The organism is Lysinibacillus sp. FSL L8-0126, from assembly GCF_038630385.1.
Taxonomy (GTDB): Bacteria; Bacillota; Bacilli; order Bacillales_A; family Planococcaceae; genus Lysinibacillus; species Lysinibacillus fusiformis_D.
Genome location: NZ_CP152028.1, coordinates 2,735,159 through 2,754,691, shown reverse-complemented (window position 1 = coordinate 2,754,691; position 19,533 = coordinate 2,735,159). Strand labels below are relative to the sequence as shown.

The window sequence follows — 19,533 nt, the reverse complement described above, 5'->3', positions numbered from 1 at the left end:
ATTATATTGATAGTTCTTTCATTAGTGTATAAAGGCTTACATCTGCCTCATGATTTTTTTCAAAAGCTTCTGGCATATCATAATCAATGACTTGGTGATTACGAATACCTACTGCTCGACCAGCCTTGCCTTCCATTAGCAATTCAACTGCATGTGCACCAAATTGACTTGCCAATACTCGATCTCGTGCGGTCGGTGAACCGCCTCGTTGAATATGACCTAGCACTGAAACGCGTGTTTCTTTTCCTGTTTTTTCATTTAACAACTTTGCCAGCTCACTGCCAGACATGACCCCTTCTGCTACAATAATAATGCTATGTTTTTTACCACGTGCAGCTCCACGGTCTAAGCGTGCTACAATATCATCTAAATTATAATCTTCCTCTGGAATTAACACTGTTTCAGCACCAGCAGCAAGGCCTGCCCACAAGGCGATATCACCTGCATCACGCCCCATGACCTCAACAATGAAAGAATTTTCATGAGATGTAGCTGTATCTCGGATTTTATCGATGGATTCTACGACTGTATTAAGAGCCGTATCAAAACCGATTGTATATTCCGTTCCTGGAATATCGTTGTCGATTGTTCCTGGCACCCCTACAACAGGGAAACCTTTTTTTACTAAATCCATTGCACCTCGATAAGACCCGTCACCACCAATGACAACAAGTCCTTCAATTCCAGCAGCTCTTAAATTGTCAATACCTTGTTGTTGGATAGCATCCTCTTTAAACTCTGGACATCTGGCCGAATTTAAATGCGTACCACCACGCTGAATAATACCACCAACTGCACCTAAATCAAGTTCTTCCATATATCCTTTTATTAAGCCTTCATAACCATGCTTAATTCCGACAACATCAATCCCATGAAACGCTGCCTTACGAACGACCGCTCGAATAGCCGCGTTCATTCCAGGCGCATCTCCACCACTAGTTAATACAGCAATTTTTTTCATTGTCGAACCTCCTGCAGTTACTATTATTATTCACATTAACATGAAAAAACAAACTATGTAAGGGCTCTGAGGATACAAAAACATAACTTTTACATAAAAAATGAAAAGAATGCGCTTTCACACACTCTTTCCATTCCAAAACATCCTAAATCTAACATTTCTTCAAGAAGTCTGGCGTTTATCATGCGCTATTATCTTCTTTAATTTTTATAGCCTTTTAATATGTTAAGATACAAATTTTGTCTCTTTACGAGCAAATTTATACGCTTAGATTTTTTATACACGATCAGATAAGAGCATTCATTTGTTATGAACAACTATGTTTACGCTTCTGTATATTGTCCTATTTTTTTGAATTTTTCATAACGATCTTCAATTAATTGTTCTCCATTTAGAGAATTTAATGTATGAAGTGTGTCGCTAATGCATTCTTTAATAGAAAGAGCCTGTTTTGCCACATTGCGATGGGCACCACCGATTATTTCAGGGATAATGCCATCTATTACACCAAGTTCTTTTAAATCTGGTGCTGTAATGCGCATAGCTTCTGCCGCTTGCTTAGCAAGGCTACCATCACGCCATAGAATTGAAGCTGCGCCTTCAGGAGAAATAACGGAATATGTTGAGTTCTCTAGCATAAAGACACGGTTTGCTACACCTAGTGCTAGTGCACCACCACTTCCTCCTTCACCAATGACGATACTAATAACAGGTACAGTTAAGCCTGCCATTTCAACAAGATTTCTAGCAATTGCTTCACTTTGTCCTCGTTCTTCAGCAGCTTTACCTGGGTAAGCACCTTTTGTATCAATAAAACAAATAATCGGTCGCTTAAATTTTTCAGCTTGCTTCATCAAACGTAGCGCTTTACGATAGCCCTCTGGATGCGGCATACCAAAATTACGGCGTATATTTTCTTTTGTCGATTTACCACGCTGATGACCAATAATCGTTACTGGCTGCCCTTCAAAAATGGCAATCCCACCTAGAATAGCTGCATCGTCACCAAACGTACGGTCACCATGCAGTTCAATAAAGTCTTCACACATCGCTTCAATATATTGTAAAGTTGTTGGTCTTTCTGGGTGTCTTGCTACCTGCACACGATCCCAAGGCTTCATATTGGCATAAATCGATTGCTCTAATTGCGATAAACGTGTTTCAAGCTTTTCGATTTCTCCTGACATATCTACATCTGCTTCAGCAGCAATTGTTTTTAATTCATCAATTTTCTCTCGTAATTGTACGACTGGTTCTTCAAATGCTAAATTTTTAGGCATGTTGGACGCCACCTTTCGTATGCATTTTTACAAGTAATGAAACTTGTTTACGTAAATCCTTGCGAGGGAAGATAGCATCAAGCTGACCATGCTCTAATAAAAATTCTGCTGTTTGGAAATCGCTTGGCAATTTTTCTCTTACTGTTTCTTCAATAACACGACGACCTGCAAAGCCAATTAATGCTTGTGGCTCGGCAATATTTATATCACCAACAGAAGCAAAGCTTGCGGAAACTCCACCCGTTGTTGGATGCGTTAAAATAGAAATGAACAATAAACCATGATCACTGTGACGCTTTAAAGCCACACTTGTTTTAGCCATCTGCATTAATGACAATACGCCCTCTTGCATACGAGCACCACCACTAGCAGTAAAGATGATAAATGGCACACCTAATGCTGTTGCCTTTTCTATTGCTCGCGTGATTTTTTCACCCACAACGGAGCCCATTGAACCCATGCGGAAATGAGAATCCATAATTGCTACGACGATTTCTTCGCCATCTAACGTTCCGACACCCGTTAGGACAGCCTCATTTAAACCTGTTTTCTCTTGGTCGGCTGAAATTTTTTCTACATAGGCTGGGAAATTAAGGGGATTACTTGTTTGTAAATGATCATCCATTGATTCGAATGAGCCTTCATCTAAAAAATAGTCCACACGCTCTTGTGCTGTCATTTTGAAATGGTGACTACATTTTGTACATACTTTATCGTTTTTTTCTAATTCCTTTGTCAGTTGAATGTGACGACATTCAGGACATTTCGTCATTAACCCTTCTGGAAATGTCTTTTCTTGTCCGTCCTCTTTCTTTTTTCGATTACCACTAAATAAGCTGCGTATTGCCATGTTCGACTCCCCCTTTGTTGTTAGCTAAATGCTTTGTACAGTACTCATCCACTGTTCATAAGCTTTCAATGCTTCTTTTTCGTACCCAAGCTGCATCGATTTTAACATCGTTTGAATGATTAATTTTTCATCTTCTGTTGAGTTTCGATTTAAACGGTCGCCATCATAAGCTGCTAATTGAAACCAGATTTTTAAAGAAAGACGATTCCCTGTCGTAATCAATAACTCTCGTAAAATATCTCGACAATTAACCGCTCCCTCTATTTCTAGTTTCACAAAAAAACCATCCCACACAGGTAGTGTGCGAAGAATCTCTGTACAACTTATTACGCGGATTGCTTCCATTTCATGAATTTGTCGCGTTAATGCGACATCTTTCTTCGATTTTTCATCTTCTAATATAAACATCGACAGTATTTCTACGAGCTGATGCTTATGTGTGGACGCAAGAAAAGTACCACCACCGTGTCTTGTTTCAATAAGCCCTAGCAATTCTAAGCTTCGCAAAGCCTCTCTCACAGAGGATCGCCCGACACCTAGACGCTCTGATAGAACTCGTTCGGAGGGTAGTTTTTCACCTGCTTGGATTTTTTCCATTTTAATGAGTTGACGTAGTTGTTGGACGATTTCTAAAAACACTTTTTTTTGTTCGGTTTTTTTATCCATACGACTAACTCCCCTTATCAAAAAAGTGGTCTGACCACTTTTTAACGTTGATTCTAGCTTACAAAAGAACCGTTCAAAAGTAAAGGAAAAACTGCATAAAATTTATGCAGTTTCTATATTCTTGTTTCATTTCATATCTTTTTTGTCGCTTGTGCATGTTTTACTTTGATTTGTAGCTTACCAAAACGCCTCTCCAACACACCATCAATTACTAGCATCTCATCCTCTAACAATAAATCTTGGACAAGTTGAAAAACTTGAGGGAATAATGTAATCGAAACAGCTCCATACTCATCCTGTAGCTGAACGAAGGCCATTTGCTCCCCTTTTTTTGTACGAATTTTTTTCACTTCTTCAATCATACCAATCATTTTTACATAACTACCGTCACGAAGTTGCTTTAACTCGCGACAAGTACTATTGACATCATGCCAGTGTAGTCTTTCTTGTGCTACTGGATGGGTAGAAATATAAAAACCTAAGCTTTCCTTCTCATGTACTAATTTTTCCTTTTGAGACATCTCTTCTGCCTGCATATATTTTGGCTTACCAAAACTAAGTGTCATAGCTGATGCCAGATCTATATCTTCAGTAGGTCTTAATAACTCCGCATGTTTTAAGGCTGCGTCTACTGTCATGAGAAGAACAGCCCTGTCCTTCTCAAGATAATCAAGCGCTCCAGCATAGATTAATGCTTCCATCACTTTGGCTTTAAAATGCTGTGCACTTAAGGCAACAGCCAAATCAAACATATTATTCAGTACTTCTGGACTTGTTTGACGTAGCGTATTCACTTTTTCTATCAGAGTATGGGGCACACCTTTGATGCCAGATAAGCTGTAGCGAATACCTTCATTTTCTACTGTAAAATACTTTGTACTGTTTTTTAAAGAAGGTGGATAAAATGGGATGCCTTTATCCTTTGCCTCATGGACAAGTTGTTGAATCTTATCGACATTACCTGTTGCATTAGATAATAACGCTGCATAAAAGCTTCGAGGGAAATGCGCCTTTAAATAGGCCATTTGATAAGAAATGACACTATAGGCAACCGCATGACTTTTAGGGAAACCATAATCCGCAAAACGCACAATCAGTTCATAGACTTCTTCCGCTACTTGCTGATCAAAGCCTTGCTGTAATGCCCCTTGAATAAATGCAGCACGTTGCTCCTCTAAAACTTGACGATCTTTTTTACTCACTGCACGGCGCAGTAAATCGGCTTGTCCCATTGTAAATCCTGCGAGAACTGAGGCAATTTTGATAATCTGCTCTTGATAGACAATTACACCAAATGTCTCTTGTAAAATAGGCTCTAACACTGGATGGGGCATCGTAACCATTTCTTTACCAGCTTTTCTTCTTGCATAGACCGCAATAAAATCCATTGGACCTGGACGATAAAGTGCATTTATAGCTACAATATCTAAAAAGTTCGTAGGATGGATATCACGTAAAGCTTGTTTCATTCCGTCTGATTCTAATTGAAAAATCCCTAGTGTATCCCCTTTTTGTAAAAGTTGAAACGTCTTTTCATCATGCATAGGGATTCGTTCAAATTCTATCCAAGGTCCTCCCGCTTTATAAATAGACCAACGTATTTGCTCTAAAATGGTGAGATTACGCAAGCCTAAAAAATCCATTTTGACGAGACCGCACGCTTCAATATCCCCCATCGGCCATTGCGTACTATAAATACCATCATGCCCTTCTTCAATTGGTACCGTATTCACTAATGGCGAAGGGGCGATGACAATACCAGCTGCATGTGTAGAGGAATTTCTAGGCAGACCTTCTAATTTTAGCGCTACCTCGAACCATCGCTGATGCTTTTCATTGTCCGCAAGCCAGTTTTGAAAGTCATGTGAATCTGCCATAGCTCTTTGCAATGTAATACCAGGCTTATTTGGAATCATCTTCGAAATTTTTTCTAATGTCTCTGCCTCAAAACCAAAAACCCTTGCAACATCCCTCGCAACTGCCTTTGCAGACAGTGTGCCAAATGTAATAATTTGCGCAACATTGGCTTTGCCATATTTTTGGGCAACATACTGAATCACTTGATGTCTTTTACTATCAACAAAATCAATATCAATATCAGGTAAAGTAATTCTTTCAGGGTTTAAAAAACGTTCAAATAATAAACCATAGGCAAGTGGATCTACTTGTGTAATGGCGAGGCTATATGCCACAAGGGAACCTGCGGACGAACCACGACCAGGTCCAGTCAAAATGCGATTTTCTTTCGCATAGCGCATAAAATCCGCGACAACTAAAAAATAGTCAGCAAAGCCCATGGAACAAATAATTTCAAGCTCATATTGTAGCCGTTCCCGATAGGCTGTAGGTATCGTCATTTGCTGAAATCTTTCTTCTAATCCTGTAAATGCTTCCTTCATCAGCAAGCTTTCAGCTGTTTCATCTACAGGTACAGGAAATTTAGGCATTTGCACAGACATTTCAGGTACAACAGCTTTACAGCTAGCGAGCATTTGTACACTTGCTTCAAGCCACTGTGGATGATCAGCAAACCAATTTTGCCATTCATCTGCTGTCGGTGCAAAATAGCCTTGCACATCGGCCGTTAGCATAGTGTTTCCTAGCTTATCACCTGTATCAATTGCTCTTGCTACTTCATAAGCAAAATGATCTTCTGGACGTAAAAAATAACAGCTTTGAGTGGCAACAAGCGGAATAGACTGTTCTTCGCACCAAATCACTATTTCTTCTTCATTCGCTGTTTTTACTCCATCTGGTCTAGCGATGCCCACATATAATTGCTGTTGAAATAGCTGAATTAAAGCAGTGACCGCAGTATGCCAATCCTCTAAATCTGCAAAATCATTTGTGGAAAGCAGAGCTATACAACCCGCTGCGTATCCCTCAAGCCACTTCCAAGGCAACACTTCGTCTTGTCTAATGGATATAGCACTACTAATCTTTAATAGCTGTTGATAGCCCTCCTGCGTTTGTGCATACAGAACAAGAGGGATGGTTTTCTCATGCCACTGTACGTTAACGGAAAGCCCAATGACAGCGTGGATACTTGCTTGCTGCAATGCTTTACAAAAAGGCAAAAGCCCGTACAATTTCGTATTAACGATTGCACAGGCCTGTGTCTTTTGCTCTTGTAAAAAAGGAATCAATTGCTCAAGCCGAATTGTGCTTTTCAATAAATCCGCGCTCGTATACATTTTCGTATATACATGTGTCAAATGAATCCCTTCCTTTTCTCTGTTAATGATACGCCTTACACATTTCTTGTAATCTTGAAATAACGTGGTCAGCTTCCTCCCATGAATAAGCTGTCGCACCAGATGCAAGCGGATGTCCTCCACCATTAAATTCTTTTGCTAATGTATTAATAACAGGTCCCTTCGAACGTAGACGTACTCGTATTTGATCTACTTCTTCAATGAAAACAACCCACGCGCATATCCCTTTAACACTGCCAAGGCAGCCTACTAATAAAGAGGCCTCAGATGGCACTGTATTATACTCAGCTAACAATTCCTTTGTTAGCTTTACATAGGCAGCTCCATGCTCATCCATTGTAAAGTTTTGATATATATAGCCTTGTAAATTAAGTAGCTTTTGCTCCATTTCATACATACCATCAAAAATTTGATTTCGATCAAAATCATATGTAATCAGCTCTGAAGCCACTTTAAATGTTTTCGCTGTCGTGCTTGGGAACTGGAATCTTCCTGTATCCCCTACAATTCCTGCAAATAATAGGCGTGCAGCAGCATCTGTAAGTTGCCAGCTAGCAACTGCCTTGCCTTCTTCATACAATTCATAAATCATTTCACTGCATGAGCTTGCTGTCGTATCTACCCATAATAAGTCACCATATGCATCGTCATTTGGGTGGTGATCAATTTTTATCACCATTTTTCCTTTTGTATAGCGTTGATCGTCAACCCGCTCTGTATTGGCCGTGTCTGTGACAATCACTAAAGCATTGTCGTACATATCATCTGCTATTTCATCAGGCTGTGCCATAAACGATAAGGAAGCGTCATGTTCACCAACAGCAAAGACCTTTTTCTCAGGGTAGTTGGCTAAAATAATCTCTTTTAAACCTTGCTGAGAACCATAAGCATCCGGATCTGGACGTACATGACGATGAATAATGATTGTTTCAAAGGCCTTAATTGTGTCGATGATTTGTCTTTTCACCTTAAATTCCTCCAAAATGATAGTAAGAACCGTTAGCATTTTTTTATAATTATCGTTACAATAATGTCTAGTTATGCTAGGAGGTTTACTATGCTCAATTTAATATTTGTATTTGCGATTATCATATCTTTTGTTTTTTATTTCTATTTTAAAACAAAACAATTCCGTTCTCCACTACCAATTACTAAAAATTGGTATAAAAGTAAGGCGAATATCGGCTTAGGTTCCTTAATTTTATCCTTCGCTTTAAATCAAGCTTATTTATTCCCAGGCTTATTTACATTTATTATTGTAGCAATTCTTGTCGCACTAGGCATCTTAGTTGTTATAGAAAATATAAAAAAAGCACGCCATTATGGGCAATTTGTTGAGGAAGAATTCCGCATTAATCAATAATATATGTAACAAAGGGATGACCAAGCAATTGCGCTAGGCCATCCCTTTTTCAATACTTAACGTTCTAATAGTTGGAACATCATCATTGCCTTACCGACAAGCATTTGTTGATTATACACTTCGAAGTCCATTTTCACAAACTTACGACTCATGTCTAAAATGCGAGGCTTAACCGTAAGCGTACTTTCCATTTGAACCGGCTTAATAAAATAAATAGTCATATTCTCAGCCACTGCATCACCACGTTTACGGCGTTTTAAGGCAAATGAACCAACTTCAGCTAGTAAAGTTGTAAAAGCACCATATGAAATGGCCCCATATTGATTGGTCATTTGTGGTGTGACTTTAAACTCTACTATTAGTTCTTCATCACCCAGTACCTTCATCTCATTTTTCACTAAATCATCAATCGTTTCACCGTGCTGAGGCTGTCTTTGTGCTAATTGCAGCGCCTTAAGTACATCCTGACGACTAATAACACCTTGCAAAACATTGTCATCATCAACAATTGGTAAAAGATCAATTCCTTCCCAAATCATACGATGCCCAGCAGAAGCGACACTCATTTTCATGGAACCAGCAATCGGATTTTTTGTCATTACTTTTTCAACTAGCTCGTTCTCTTCACGACCAATAACGTCTTTTACGGTAATCATCCCGACTAATTTATTTTGATGTGTGACAACAGGAAATGCACCATGTGTTGTGCGTTCATTTAACTTATGAAAATGATGGATCGTTTCATCATTTTTTAAGGCAGCCGTGTCAGTCATTGGGACATAAATATCTTCAATAAATAAAATATCTTTTTTGATTAATTGGTCATAAATTGCTCGGTTAATCATTGTTGCTACTGTAAACGTATCATAGCTTGTTGAAATAATGGGTAAATCTAATGAATCCGCAAGTATTTTATTATCTTCCGTTGTATCAAAACCGCCAGTGATTAAAACAGCTGCACCCGCTCGAAGTGCATTTTCATGTGCCTTAATCCGGTTACCAACAATCAATAAGCTACCTGCATCTGTATAACGCATCATGTCTTCTAATTGCATTGCACCAATGACAAATTTCGTTAACGTTTTATGTAGACCCGATTTTCCACCTAAAACTTGGCCATCGACAATATTGACAATTTCTGCAAAAGTTAAGCGTTCAATATTTTCTTTCTTTTTTTTCTCAATGCGAATTGTTCCAACACGCTCAATCGAACTTACTAAGCGACGATTTTCCGCTTCCTTTATGGCACGATAAGCCGTCCCTTCACTCACTTGCATTTCTTTCGCTATTTGACGTACTGAAATTTTATCACCCACGGGTAGTGATTCGATGTATTGTAAAATTTTCTCATGTTTTGTAGACAAAATATCACCTATTTCCTAAGCTTCTATTCTGCTCTTAGTGTACCATATTTTTTATAAAAATATTTAATATAAAGTGATCAAATTGTTTAACTTTCCCCATCATTTCAACTACTAGCGTGGTGTCAATTCATATAGTACAGCCCTATCAACGATTAGAAACAGTTTACTTTTTCGCCAGCTTTCAAAATTTGAACCTCTGTATTTTGCACTAAATCTGCAAAAATTTGTGGATCCTGCTCGATTGGTGGGAATGTATTGTAATGAATTGGTACGACAATTTTCGGCTTTAAGAATGAAACCGCGCAAGCTGCATCCTCTGGTCCCATTGTAAAATTATCCCCAATCGGTAAAAATGCAATATCAATAGGGTGTCGTTTGCCAATTAATTTCATATCACTAAATAGAGCTGTATCACCTGCATGATAAATCGTTAATCCCTCAACAAATAATAAAACCCCTGCCGGCATACCCATATAAATTATTTCATTATTTTCTGTTACATAAGATGAACCGTGAAAGGCTTGTGTAAACTTCACCTTACCAAAGTCAAACTCCTTAGCACCACCAATATGCATTGGATGTGCTTTTACACCTTGCCAAGAGATCCAATTAGCTAATTCATTTGGAGCAATGACTAACGCATCTTTTTTCTTCGCTAGCTCCACTGTGTCCCCAACATGATCATTATGCCCATGTGTAAGTACAATAATATCTGGTGCTTCTCCTGCCACCGTTAAGTCTGTTTGCCCATTGCCATTAATAAAAGGGTCAATTAAAATTGTTTTCCCGTTTGTTTGAATTTTGACAACTGAATGTCCATGATAACTAATTTCCATTTTAAAATCCTCCTCGAAAACCAAATTACAGTTCATCATTTTAATTCGCTACTCATGCGCTTTTTCCCTTTTTTTGATATGCTTGTACAGAGAATAATCGTAGTGTTCTCTAACAGCCTTATACCCTGTTAGCGCACAATTATTCAGTACTAGAAAAGGAACATCGACATTGCTTTATAGAGTCGACGCTTTTTTACGTAAAATTTCCCATGTACTAAAAGGAGGACATATTGATGTCAAAGGTCGAAGAAATCCAAAGTTATTTACAGCAACATCACATCGATGCAGCATTCGTAACAACACCTGACAATGTTTTTTACGTTTCAGGCTTTAAAAGTGATCCACATGAAAGATTACTAGGAATCATGATTTTTAAAGATGCCGAGCCTTTTCTAATTTGTCCACAAATGGAGATTCCAGATGCGAAGGCAGCAGGTTGGTCTTATGAGGTAATCGGCCATCAGGATACTGAAAACTCGATGGACGTTCTTGCGCAAGCAATCATTTCACGCCAAGTTAATCCGACTACGTTTGCTATTGAAAAAGCGCAACTAATCGTCGAGCGTTTAGAAGCTTTACAGCAATCATTCCCACAGGCTAACTTTGTTCGCCTTGATGAAAAGATTAATGCTATGCGCGTCATCAAAGATGAGACTGAATTAGAAAAATTACGTAAAGCTGCGGAGCTAGCAGATTATGCAATTGAAATCGGTTGTAAGGAGATCGCTGAAGGGAAAACAGAAATGGAAATTCTAACAGCCATTGAAAGTGCTATTCAAGATAAAGGTTGCAAAATGTCCTTTGAAACAATGGTATTAAGTGGTCCAAAAACGGCCTCTCCTCACGGTAAGCCTGGTGCACGTAAAATTGAAAAAGGGGATATGGTATTATTTGACCTTGGGGTTATTTACGATGGCTATTGCTCAGATATTACGCGTACTGTTGCCTTTGGGGAGCCTAGTGAAGCACAGAAGGAAATTTATCATGCTGTTTTAGCTGCCAATACAAATGCTGTCGCAGCTGTAAAACCAGGTATTCGTGCGATGGACTTAGATAAAATTGCACGTGATACTATCACAGAAGCTGGCTATGGTGAATATTTCACTCACCGTCTTGGTCATGGCCTTGGAATTTCTGTGCATGAATTCCCATCCGTTACAGGTGCAAATGAAATGACGATGGAAGAAGGCATGGTCTTTACAATTGAGCCAGGGATTTATAAATCAGATGTGACAGGCGTACGCATTGAGGATGATGTAGTTGTAACGAAAGATGGCGTTGAAGTATTAACAAAATTCCCGAAAGATTTAATTGTTCTATAATTACACACAAAAAAAGGAAGCAACTAGTGTAGTGCTTCCTTTTTTGATTTATTGAATTAACTCATCCACTTCGACAAATGGAAGACCTTGTGAATCTGCCACTGCTTTATAGACTAGTTGTCCATCTAATGTATTCACACCTTTTTTCAGTGCCGCATTATCTAGGCAAGCTTGTTTATAGCCTTTGTTTGCAATTTGAAGTGCATATGGAATTGTATTATTTGTTAAAGCAATTGTTGATGTGCGCGGTACTGCTCCTGGCATATTTGCTACTGCATAATGTACTACGCCATGTTTCACATATGTTGGGTCATCATGAGTTGTCACACGATCAGACGAAGCAAAAATACCGCCTTGGTCAATCGCAATATCGACTACAACAGAGCCAGCTTGCATTGACTGAATCATTTCTTCAGAAACAAGTTTCGGTGCTTTTGCGCCTGGTATTAACACCGCACCAATGACTAAATCTGAATCTTTCACTGATTCTGCAATATTATAAGGATTTGAAATTAATGTTTGAACATCACGACCAAACAGATCTTCTAATTGACGTAAACGTTCTGGGCTTAAATCGATTACTGTCACATCCGCACCCATGCCAACAGCGATTTTTGCAGCATTTGTTCCTGCGATGCCACCACCGATTATTGTCACCTTGCCACGCTGCACACCTGAAACGCCACCTAATAAAATACCTTTACCAGCATGGTTTCTTTCTAAGAACTGTGCACCGATTTGCGTAGCCATTTTACCAGCTACTTCACTCATAGGCGTTAACAATGGTAATGAACCGTTTGCTAATTGCACTGTTTCGTAGGCAATACCTACAACCTTTTTATTTAAAAGTGCCTGAGTTAGTTCAACCTCTGGCGCTAGGTGTAAATACGTAAATAAAATTTGACCTTCATAGAAATAATCATATTCAGAAGCTACAGGTTCTTTTACCTTCATGATCATTTCTTGTGACCATGCTTCTTTAGCAGTTTGAACAATATGAGCTCCTGCTGCAATGTAATCAGCATCCGTAAAGCTTGACCCTAAGCCTGCTCCAGTTTCAATGTATACCTCATGACCTGCGTGTGTTAAAGTTACAACTCCTGCTGGTGTCATGGCTACACGATTCTCATTGTTTTTAATTTCCTTTGGAATACCAATCTTCATTGTTTCCTATCCCCTTCCATAGCATAAAAAATAAGCATCATTATTATGTAACTAAGAATTGATGCACCCCTTGCCATTCCATATTACCAAACAAATGCAAAAAAAGCTTTAACTAAAGCAAATACAAATAAAATTTCTAACATTTATAAAATACTAAATATTTAAACGATGAATAATGGTATAAATTATTATATTTGAAAACTAAAAAGACGGCTATAACAGTTGCTAACGAAGTAAATACTTCCACAAGTTCTACCGATCAAAAGGCGTTTACACGCTGTAAATAGTGGGAATTAAGTAAGTGTATATAATTGACATTTTGAAATGAAATGTCTTCACTTTTTCATATTTTTCTTTCGGAAAGTATTTCCTTTAGAAAATCATTTGGTATAATCAACATATACAAATCAGGGAGGTTTTTCAAAATGGCTAATCATTATAAAAGCATTGTTGTTGCAGTAGACGGCTCAAAAGAAGCTGAATATGCATTTCGTAAGTCAATTGATGTTGCAAAACGAAACGAAGGTGCTGTCTTAAATCTAGTAAATGTTATTGATACACGTTCATTCGCTGCAATCGAAGCATATGACCGTTCCATTGCAGAACGTGCTCAAGCATTCTCTGAAGAGCTATTAAATGGTTACAAAAAACAAGCTGAAGATGAAGGCTTAACAAACGTTAATCTTATCATTGAGTACGGCTCTCCTAAAAATATCATTACAAAAGAGCTTTCTAAAGTCGTAGACGCAGATCTAATCATTTGTGGTGCAACTGGTCTAAATGCAGTTGAACGCTTCCTAATCGGTTCAGTATCTGAAGCAATTGTACGTTCAGCTAAATGTGACGTACTTGTTATCCGTACACCAGAAAACTAATTCGCAATACATAAAAAGGTATCCTTCCATAGGATACCTTTTTACATTGTGTTGAAAAACAAAACGATCACTAGAATTTCTATGAAGGGTGAAAAAGGCTTTTCATTCTAAAGGACGCTGGTCCAACAGAAATCACCCTCACCTTACCAAAAGGTTTTTTTCTGCTAGTAGTAACATCATCGTTTTACTTATGTCGGCTTCCAGAGCAATTATTTGCCCTCTTTCCACATCCTCACTTTTTCAAAGAACAGCGCAAGAGCTTGCTTATTCTGCATATTCGGTACTTTTGCTAATAGTACTTCTTTAGGTGCTTTCAATTCCTTTGCTTGCTTTTGCAAAATCACAATACTTTTTTCTAATGCCTTATTGGCAAACATAGCCTCAGGTAATTGAATAATAGCTTGAATCCAAGCATGCTTTTGAATGTACTTGTGTAGTTGCTTAGACTGCTCGGAGTCAAAAAGATGTGATGGCGCAAGGAAAAATAAATAGCCGCCATCCTTCGTATAATTCATCGATTGCTCAATGAATAGATGATGAGCATAACTCATCCCCTCTGCTGCGCATAATTCATAATCGAGTGCTACTTCTTCATTAGGATAATAGCCTACAGGTAAATCACAAACAACGGCATCCACTGGGTTTACCAATAAATCTTCTAAGGCATCTTGACGGTATAAGGAAATAGGCTGTTCTGTTAAATCAGCAGTAGCAGCAGCAAGACGAATTAATAGCTCGTCAACCTCTACGCCTGTCGCTTCCACTTTTCCATCTAATAAATTCATGACTGTTAGTAGTAAATTCCCCGTACCTACGGCTGGGTCCATAATTGACATTTTTTCGTTTGCAAGGCGCTCTTCAAATATTTGCTCCACAAAATAGCCAACTAGTAACCCTAACGTATCAGGTGTCATTTGATGGTTTGGCTGCGACCCTTTGCGCATTCCTTTTAAAATAGCGATTTGAATAGCTTTGCGAATATCCTCTTTTGTTGCATCCTTTTGTGAAAAATTCACTTCGCCATCAAGCCATGCCTCAAGACCATCTAGCAACCCTTCTAACAATGTTAAATCTTGTTCTTTTTCGATCTTTTCAGCATGCTCATTTAGCAGACCAAATAATTTCTCGATATTTTCCATATTTAAACTTCCTTTCACGCAGAAAAGAGCCGTGACAAACTCTCGTCACAGCCCCTTTGTCTAGTATTATCTTAGCCTAAAAGCAGCTCATTATGCTAGTGCTTTAACAGCTGCAATGGCCGCTTCATAGTTTGGATGATCTGTAGCTTCAGGTACATATTCAACATATGTTACTTTATTATTTGCATCCACAACGAATACTGCACGTGTCAGAAGACGTAATTCTTGAATGTACACGCCATACGCTTCACCAAATGAAAGATCGCGGTGATCTGATACAGTTTGCACCGCATCAATACCTGCTGCACCACACCAACGCTTTTGAGCGAATGGAAGATCGACAGATACTGTATAAATAACTACATTGTCACCCAGGTTAGCTGCTTCTTCATTAAAACGGCGTGTTTGTGCATCACATACACCAGTATCTAATGATGGTACAACACTAAATAGACGAATTTTGCCTTCTGAATCATTTAATGTTACAGGTGATAGGTCATTCGCTAATACCGTAAAATCTGGAGCTTGATCGCCCACCTTTACTTCATTTCCTACTAGTGTTACTGGACCATTTTTAAATGTTACTTGTGCCATATAAACGCCTCCTTATTTCATATGTACATAATATTACTAAATGAAGGGAATTAATTGCAACTAAGATAGCTTACTTTAGAAGAACTAGCTTAGAAATAGGAAAGACTGTCTCGAATTAGGAGACAGCCTTTTGTTTATTGTTCATTTTTTTCCTCTAGCTTGGCTAGTTCTATTTTTTCCTCTTGCACAGTCGTTTCTATCTGCTCTTGCTGTTTTGGCAAAGCGGCTGGTGCTGGATCCTTTTCAACAAAGACTTTTTCGTGCACCACTGCTGTATCTGCAAAATAATCATGTAACCCTTGATTTTCTGGTAAAATGACTACCAAAATATACAGAGGCATAAAAATATTATTAATAATGCGGCCAATCCAATCACGGAATAACACATCTGACCAAGTAAGCTTATCATGCTTTAATGAAATAACACGTAAGCCAAAAACCATTTTTCCAAGTGTTTGCCCAAAGAACTTTGTCATCAGTACAAAATAGCTATAATAGAGGATCGCTGTGATGATTGAAATCGGTGCATACCAAACAGATTCTGATAAGGACCAATCCATTAGATAAAAGATAGGATTGATAAGTATTCCAACTACAGCAGAAATAATGAATCCATCTAATAAAAATGCCCAAAACCGAATCCAAAAACCAGCCGTTTTTAAAGCATAGTTTTTATGCTTTACTGACTCATCTGGAGCGTTCATAAGAAAGCCATTTTCCATAGAGGGTGAACCTTGCATAACAAATTCATTGTTTGTCATTGTACTCCCTCCTTAGTATTCCCCGTATAAATACATCATTTTCGGTGCACTGTAGTCGGTCATAATTTTCATTAGCATTTTTTCTTCTGCAGATGGACCAAACATGGAGCCAATTTTCATCCCAACGTATGATTGCCAGCCTCCCATATCGTACGCATACTCAAATAAAGCAGCATCTTCCAGTCCATAATCTGCACGTAGAGCAGCGATGGCTGCTTCTTCATCACCAATTTCATCGATTAAACCTGCTTCAAGCGCTTTTGTGCCACCAAGAATACGACCATCTGCAACCTTCTTCACTTCTGCTTCAGACATATTACGTCCCTGCTCTACAATGTCTACAAATTCTTCATACGTTTCATTAATCATATCCTGCATCATTGCACGTTCTTCTGGTGTCACTTCACGCATTGGGCTTAGCATATCCTTATGCTCCCCTGATTTAAACGTTTCAAATTTAACACCTACTTTTTCAGCCAATGCTTGGTAGTTAATGGATTGCATAATGACGCCAATTGAGCCTGTTATTGTATCACGATGGGCAAAGATTTTATCTGCAGGTGCTGAAATATAATAACCACCTGATGCTGCCATCGAATCCATCGATACATAAATTGGAATTTGTCGTTCTTCTTTAATTTTTAGCAGCTTTTTATAGATTTCTGCTGATTCTTTCACACCACCACCTGGTGAATTGACGCTTAAAACAACGCCCTGTATCGAATCATCATACAAAATATTATCCAATTGCTCTAAGAAAAATGTATGATCATAGGCAACTGGTTGCCATAATGTACTTGAGCCGATATCTTGAATCGCTCCATCTACCTTTAAATAAGCAATTCGCTTATCAAAATTGTCCCCTTCAATGACATTTTCATATACATCTAAATTATTCCCAGCCATCAAACTATCAAAATTACCTAGGAAATCTGCTTTAAATAGGGCAAAAATGGTGTTAATTCCTAATGAAAATAGTAAAAGAACACCTGCGACTACTAAAGCAACCCACCTTTTTACATTCATGTCTTTCCGCCTCCTCAACACGTAATACGAATGACTTGCTTATTTGTTTCATTTTTTTGCAATAATATGCAAAAAGCTTGTTGCTATTTATTTCCTCATATTACCTTACCTAAAAAAATAAAAAAAATCAAAGTCCATACCTTTGCATGAACTTTGATTTTCGACATTATTTCCTAGGAAATGATGATGAATGGCATTGCTTTGTTTCTTGTTGTCGTAATTCAACTCGTCGAATTTTTCCAGAGGATGTTTTGGGTAGCTCTTCGACAAATTCAATAGCACGTGGATATTTATATGGGGCAGTCAATGATTTCACATGACTTTGAAGTGTTTGAATAAGTGTTTCATCACCAATTTCACCATTACGAAGAACAATAAATGCCTTTACAATATTTCCTCGAACTTTATCTGGACTGGCAATGACAGCAGCTTCTTTCACAGTTGGATGCTTCATCAAAGCATCCTCTACTTCAAAGGGACCAATTGTATAACCCGAGGAGATAATGACATCATCTCCTCGACCCTCAAACCAAAAGTAGCCATCTTCATCTTTGTAGGCACGATCTCCTGTTATATACCAATCACCACGGAATTGTAAATTTGTACGTTCAGGATCATTTAAATATTTTTTAAAGAGAGCTGGTGTTTCACGATGAACAGCAATATCACCCACCTCTCCCACTGCAACAGGATTGCCGAAATCGTTAATAATATTAACGGTGTTGCCAGGAGTAGGTTTTCCCATTGAGCCAACTCGCGCCTCCATCCCTACCATTGTACCAACAAGTAATGTATTTTCCGTTTGACCATAGCCATCTCGCACTTGTAAATGGAATGTTTCTGAAAATACGTTGATAACCTCACTATTTAATGGTTCACCTGCTGATACAGCTTGGCGAATTGCATGTAAATCATATGCGTGTAAATTTTCAAGTGATGCCATAAAACGATATTCAGTTGGTGTACAGCATAATACATTGATTTTGAATTTTTCAAGCATTGCCAAATAGGAAGCCGCATCAAATTTACCTTTGTAAACAAATGCAGTAGCACCACTGCCTAATGTAGCGAGAAAGGGACTCCATATCCATTTTTGCCATCCAGGTGCTGCTGTTGCCCAAACAATATCATTTTCTTGTACACCTAACCAATGTGGTGCTGTTGTTCGTAAATGAGCATAGCCCCAGCTGTGTGTATGTACCGCTGCCTTCGGGTTACCTGTTGTGCCGCTTGTATAGGCTAAAAATGCATTATCAGTACTTTTTATCGGAGTTGGATTTATGTAAGTTGTAGGTTGATGGTGCATTTTTTCTAGTAAAGGCTGCCAAGGCTCATGTGCTTTCCCTATGACAAATTGCTGTATGCCCTGTAAATTTCCAACTTCATCAAATTGTTCAATATAGGGCTCATAGGCAACAACCCCTTTAGCATTGGCGTGATGAATGCGATACTCAATATCTTTTGTTCTTAACATTTCTGAGCTTGGAATGATGGTTAAACCTGCTTTTAATGCTGCAATATAAACAATATATGCTTCCACTGAGCGTGGTACCATCACTAAAATCACATCACCCTTCGTTAAACCTTGTAAGGTGAAAACATGTGCTGCTTGATTCGCTTTTTCCATCAAATGTGCATATGTAATAAATTGTACAGCTTGATTTTCTTCATAAATAATTAAAGCATTTTTCGTTGCATCCTGAGCATATTTTTCAATTTCCTCTGTTATGTTATACCATTCTGGTGCAACTAAATCTTGTCTTTTCATGGCAAATGCCCCCTTTTGCTATGACACATTATAAAACTCCTTTTTCAGTATTTTCAATGGTTTGCGCTTAATTTAGGTAAAGTCATGACAACTATCATACCTAGCTATATGGCATCAGTCACGTTTTGTCGATAGGAAAACTAGCTATTGAATACAAATGAAAAGTATGGTACATTTTGGTCAACTAAAAGCAAAATTGCAGGGGGACTCGAAAGAGTTGAGAAGGTAAAACCTGACCCTTTGAACCTGTTAGTTAATACTGACGTAGGGAGCAACAGACATCGATTTTTTCAGATGAAAGGCTCTTTTTCGTGTATTTTCACATAAAAAGAGCCTTTTTGCATGCTTA

General features: G+C 38.3%; 17 protein-coding genes and 1 riboswitch. Of the genes, 3 read left to right on the top strand and 14 right to left on the bottom strand.

Annotation, left to right across the window (positions count from 1 at the left end):
- Window position 1 precedes the first annotated feature (1 nt).
- The 6 genes from pfkA to MHI34_RS13515 all read right to left on the bottom strand — a co-directional run bounded on the left by pfkA (window position 2) and on the right by MHI34_RS13515 (window position 7,939).
- Window positions 2-961, bottom strand: a complete 960-nt coding sequence (gene pfkA, locus MHI34_RS13540) for a 6-phosphofructokinase (protein ID WP_036118919.1) — start codon at window positions 959-961, stop codon at window positions 2-4.
- Between the two features lie 323 nt (window positions 962-1,284).
- Entirely contained in the window at window positions 1,285-2,241 is a 957-nt protein-coding gene (locus MHI34_RS13535) for an acetyl-CoA carboxylase carboxyltransferase subunit alpha (protein WP_036118918.1), read from the bottom strand.
- Window positions 2,234-3,091: an acetyl-CoA carboxylase, carboxyltransferase subunit beta gene (gene accD, locus MHI34_RS13530; RefSeq protein WP_036118916.1), complete on the bottom strand. Its 858-nt coding sequence runs from the start codon at window positions 3,089-3,091 to the stop codon at window positions 2,234-2,236. The genes MHI34_RS13535 and accD overlap by 8 nt, the downstream gene beginning before the upstream one ends.
- Window positions 3,092-3,115: 24 nt before the next feature.
- Complete coding sequence (locus MHI34_RS13525) at window positions 3,116-3,757, bottom strand: GntR family transcriptional regulator (protein WP_340809335.1); 642 nt, start codon at window positions 3,755-3,757, stop codon at window positions 3,116-3,118.
- Window positions 3,758-3,888: 131 nt separating this feature from the next.
- A complete protein-coding gene (gene dnaE / locus MHI34_RS13520; RefSeq protein WP_101966540.1) occupies window positions 3,889-6,972 on the bottom strand; it encodes a DNA polymerase III subunit alpha in 3,084 nt (1,027 codons plus the stop codon).
- Between the two features lie 22 nt (window positions 6,973-6,994).
- A complete protein-coding gene (locus MHI34_RS13515) occupies window positions 6,995-7,939 on the bottom strand; it encodes a bifunctional oligoribonuclease/PAP phosphatase NrnA (protein ID WP_036118911.1) in 945 nt (314 codons plus the stop codon).
- Between the two features lie 90 nt (window positions 7,940-8,029).
- Between MHI34_RS13515 and MHI34_RS13510 the strand changes: the two genes are divergently transcribed.
- A complete protein-coding gene (locus tag MHI34_RS13510) occupies window positions 8,030-8,335 on the top strand; it encodes a YtpI family protein (protein WP_058843386.1) in 306 nt (101 codons plus the stop codon).
- Between the two features lie 56 nt (window positions 8,336-8,391).
- Here MHI34_RS13510 and MHI34_RS13505 read toward each other — a convergent pair whose 3' ends face one another.
- Together MHI34_RS13505 and MHI34_RS13500 are read right to left on the bottom strand one after the other, a co-directional pair.
- The gene (locus MHI34_RS13505) at window positions 8,392-9,699 is read right to left on the bottom strand and encodes a DRTGG domain-containing protein (RefSeq protein ID WP_036118907.1); all 1,308 of its coding nucleotides are present in this window, start codon (window positions 9,697-9,699) and stop codon (window positions 8,392-8,394) included.
- 152 nt (window positions 9,700-9,851) lie between these two features.
- Window positions 9,852-10,535, bottom strand: a complete 684-nt coding sequence (locus MHI34_RS13500; protein ID WP_340809339.1) for a metal-dependent hydrolase — start codon at window positions 10,533-10,535, stop codon at window positions 9,852-9,854.
- A gap of 233 nt (window positions 10,536-10,768) precedes the next feature.
- Between MHI34_RS13500 and MHI34_RS13495 the strand changes: the two genes are divergently transcribed.
- Window positions 10,769-11,857, top strand: coding sequence for a Xaa-Pro peptidase family protein (locus MHI34_RS13495; protein WP_340809340.1), 1,089 nt, complete (start codon window positions 10,769-10,771; stop codon window positions 11,855-11,857).
- Window positions 11,858-11,905: 48 nt separating this feature from the next.
- Here the strand turns inward: MHI34_RS13495 and ald are convergent, their stop codons facing one another.
- Window positions 11,906-13,021, bottom strand: coding sequence for an alanine dehydrogenase (ald, locus tag MHI34_RS13490; protein ID WP_036118902.1), 1,116 nt, complete (start codon window positions 13,019-13,021; stop codon window positions 11,906-11,908).
- Window positions 13,022-13,446: 425 nt separating this feature from the next.
- On the opposite strand from ald, the gene MHI34_RS13485 reads away from it, so the two are divergent.
- Window positions 13,447-13,896 (top strand): universal stress protein, encoded by a 450-nt coding sequence (locus tag MHI34_RS13485; protein ID WP_036118901.1) that lies wholly within the window; start codon window positions 13,447-13,449, stop codon window positions 13,894-13,896.
- Window positions 13,897-14,105: 209 nt separating this feature from the next.
- Here the strand turns inward: MHI34_RS13485 and MHI34_RS13480 are convergent, their stop codons facing one another.
- From MHI34_RS13480 to MHI34_RS13460, 5 genes are all read right to left on the bottom strand, one after another.
- Window positions 14,106-15,035, bottom strand: a complete 930-nt coding sequence (locus MHI34_RS13480; RefSeq protein ID WP_271910709.1) for a class I SAM-dependent methyltransferase — start codon at window positions 15,033-15,035, stop codon at window positions 14,106-14,108.
- Window positions 15,036-15,125: 90 nt separating this feature from the next.
- Complete coding sequence (tpx, locus tag MHI34_RS13475; RefSeq protein ID WP_004226187.1) at window positions 15,126-15,629, bottom strand: thiol peroxidase; 504 nt, start codon at window positions 15,627-15,629, stop codon at window positions 15,126-15,128.
- Between the two features lie 134 nt (window positions 15,630-15,763).
- Window positions 15,764-16,390: an RDD family protein gene (locus MHI34_RS13470; RefSeq protein WP_089934178.1), complete on the bottom strand. Its 627-nt coding sequence runs from the start codon at window positions 16,388-16,390 to the stop codon at window positions 15,764-15,766.
- Window positions 16,391-16,402: 12 nt separating this feature from the next.
- The gene (gene sppA, locus MHI34_RS13465; RefSeq protein WP_036118896.1) at window positions 16,403-17,416 is read right to left on the bottom strand and encodes a signal peptide peptidase SppA; all 1,014 of its coding nucleotides are present in this window, start codon (window positions 17,414-17,416) and stop codon (window positions 16,403-16,405) included.
- Window positions 17,417-17,582: 166 nt separating this feature from the next.
- On the bottom strand, window positions 17,583-19,184 hold the full coding sequence (locus tag MHI34_RS13460; protein WP_340809343.1) for an acyl--CoA ligase: 1,602 nt from the start codon (window positions 19,182-19,184) through the stop codon (window positions 17,583-17,585).
- Window positions 19,185-19,374: 190 nt separating this feature from the next.
- Window positions 19,375-19,472: riboswitch (TPP riboswitch) on the top strand.
- Window positions 19,473-19,533 lie beyond the last annotated feature (61 nt).

What these genes read in the sequence shown, in the direction of transcription:
- MHI34_RS13485 (WP_036118901.1), top strand. Translation starts at nt 13,447, where the DNA reads ATGGCTAATCATTATAAAAGCATTGTTGTTGCAGTAGACGGCTCAAAA.
- tpx (WP_004226187.1), bottom strand. Translation starts at nt 15,629, where the DNA reads ATGGCACAAGTAACATTTAAAAATGGTCCAGTAACACTAGTAGGAAAT.
- accD (WP_036118916.1), bottom strand. Translation starts at nt 3,091, where the DNA reads ATGGCAATACGCAGCTTATTTAGTGGTAATCGAAAAAAGAAAGAGGAC.
- MHI34_RS13510 (WP_058843386.1), top strand. Translation starts at nt 8,030, where the DNA reads ATGCTCAATTTAATATTTGTATTTGCGATTATCATATCTTTTGTTTTT.
- MHI34_RS13460 (WP_340809343.1), bottom strand. Translation starts at nt 19,184, where the DNA reads ATGAAAAGACAAGATTTAGTTGCACCAGAATGGTATAACATAACAGAG.
- MHI34_RS13470 (WP_089934178.1), bottom strand. Translation starts at nt 16,390, where the DNA reads ATGACAAACAATGAATTTGTTATGCAAGGTTCACCCTCTATGGAAAAT.
- MHI34_RS13480 (WP_271910709.1), bottom strand. Translation starts at nt 15,035, where the DNA reads ATGGAAAATATCGAGAAATTATTTGGTCTGCTAAATGAGCATGCTGAA.
- MHI34_RS13525 (WP_340809335.1), bottom strand. Translation starts at nt 3,757, where the DNA reads ATGGATAAAAAAACCGAACAAAAAAAAGTGTTTTTAGAAATCGTCCAA.
- ald (WP_036118902.1), bottom strand. Translation starts at nt 13,021, where the DNA reads ATGAAGATTGGTATTCCAAAGGAAATTAAAAACAATGAGAATCGTGTA.
- pfkA (WP_036118919.1), bottom strand. Translation starts at nt 961, where the DNA reads ATGAAAAAAATTGCTGTATTAACTAGTGGTGGAGATGCGCCTGGAATG.
- MHI34_RS13500 (WP_340809339.1), bottom strand. Translation starts at nt 10,535, where the DNA reads ATGGAAATTAGTTATCATGGACATTCAGTTGTCAAAATTCAAACAAAC.
- MHI34_RS13495 (WP_340809340.1), top strand. Translation starts at nt 10,769, where the DNA reads ATGTCAAAGGTCGAAGAAATCCAAAGTTATTTACAGCAACATCACATC.
- MHI34_RS13535 (WP_036118918.1), bottom strand. Translation starts at nt 2,241, where the DNA reads ATGCCTAAAAATTTAGCATTTGAAGAACCAGTCGTACAATTACGAGAG.
- sppA (WP_036118896.1), bottom strand. Translation starts at nt 17,416, where the DNA reads ATGAATGTAAAAAGGTGGGTTGCTTTAGTAGTCGCAGGTGTTCTTTTA.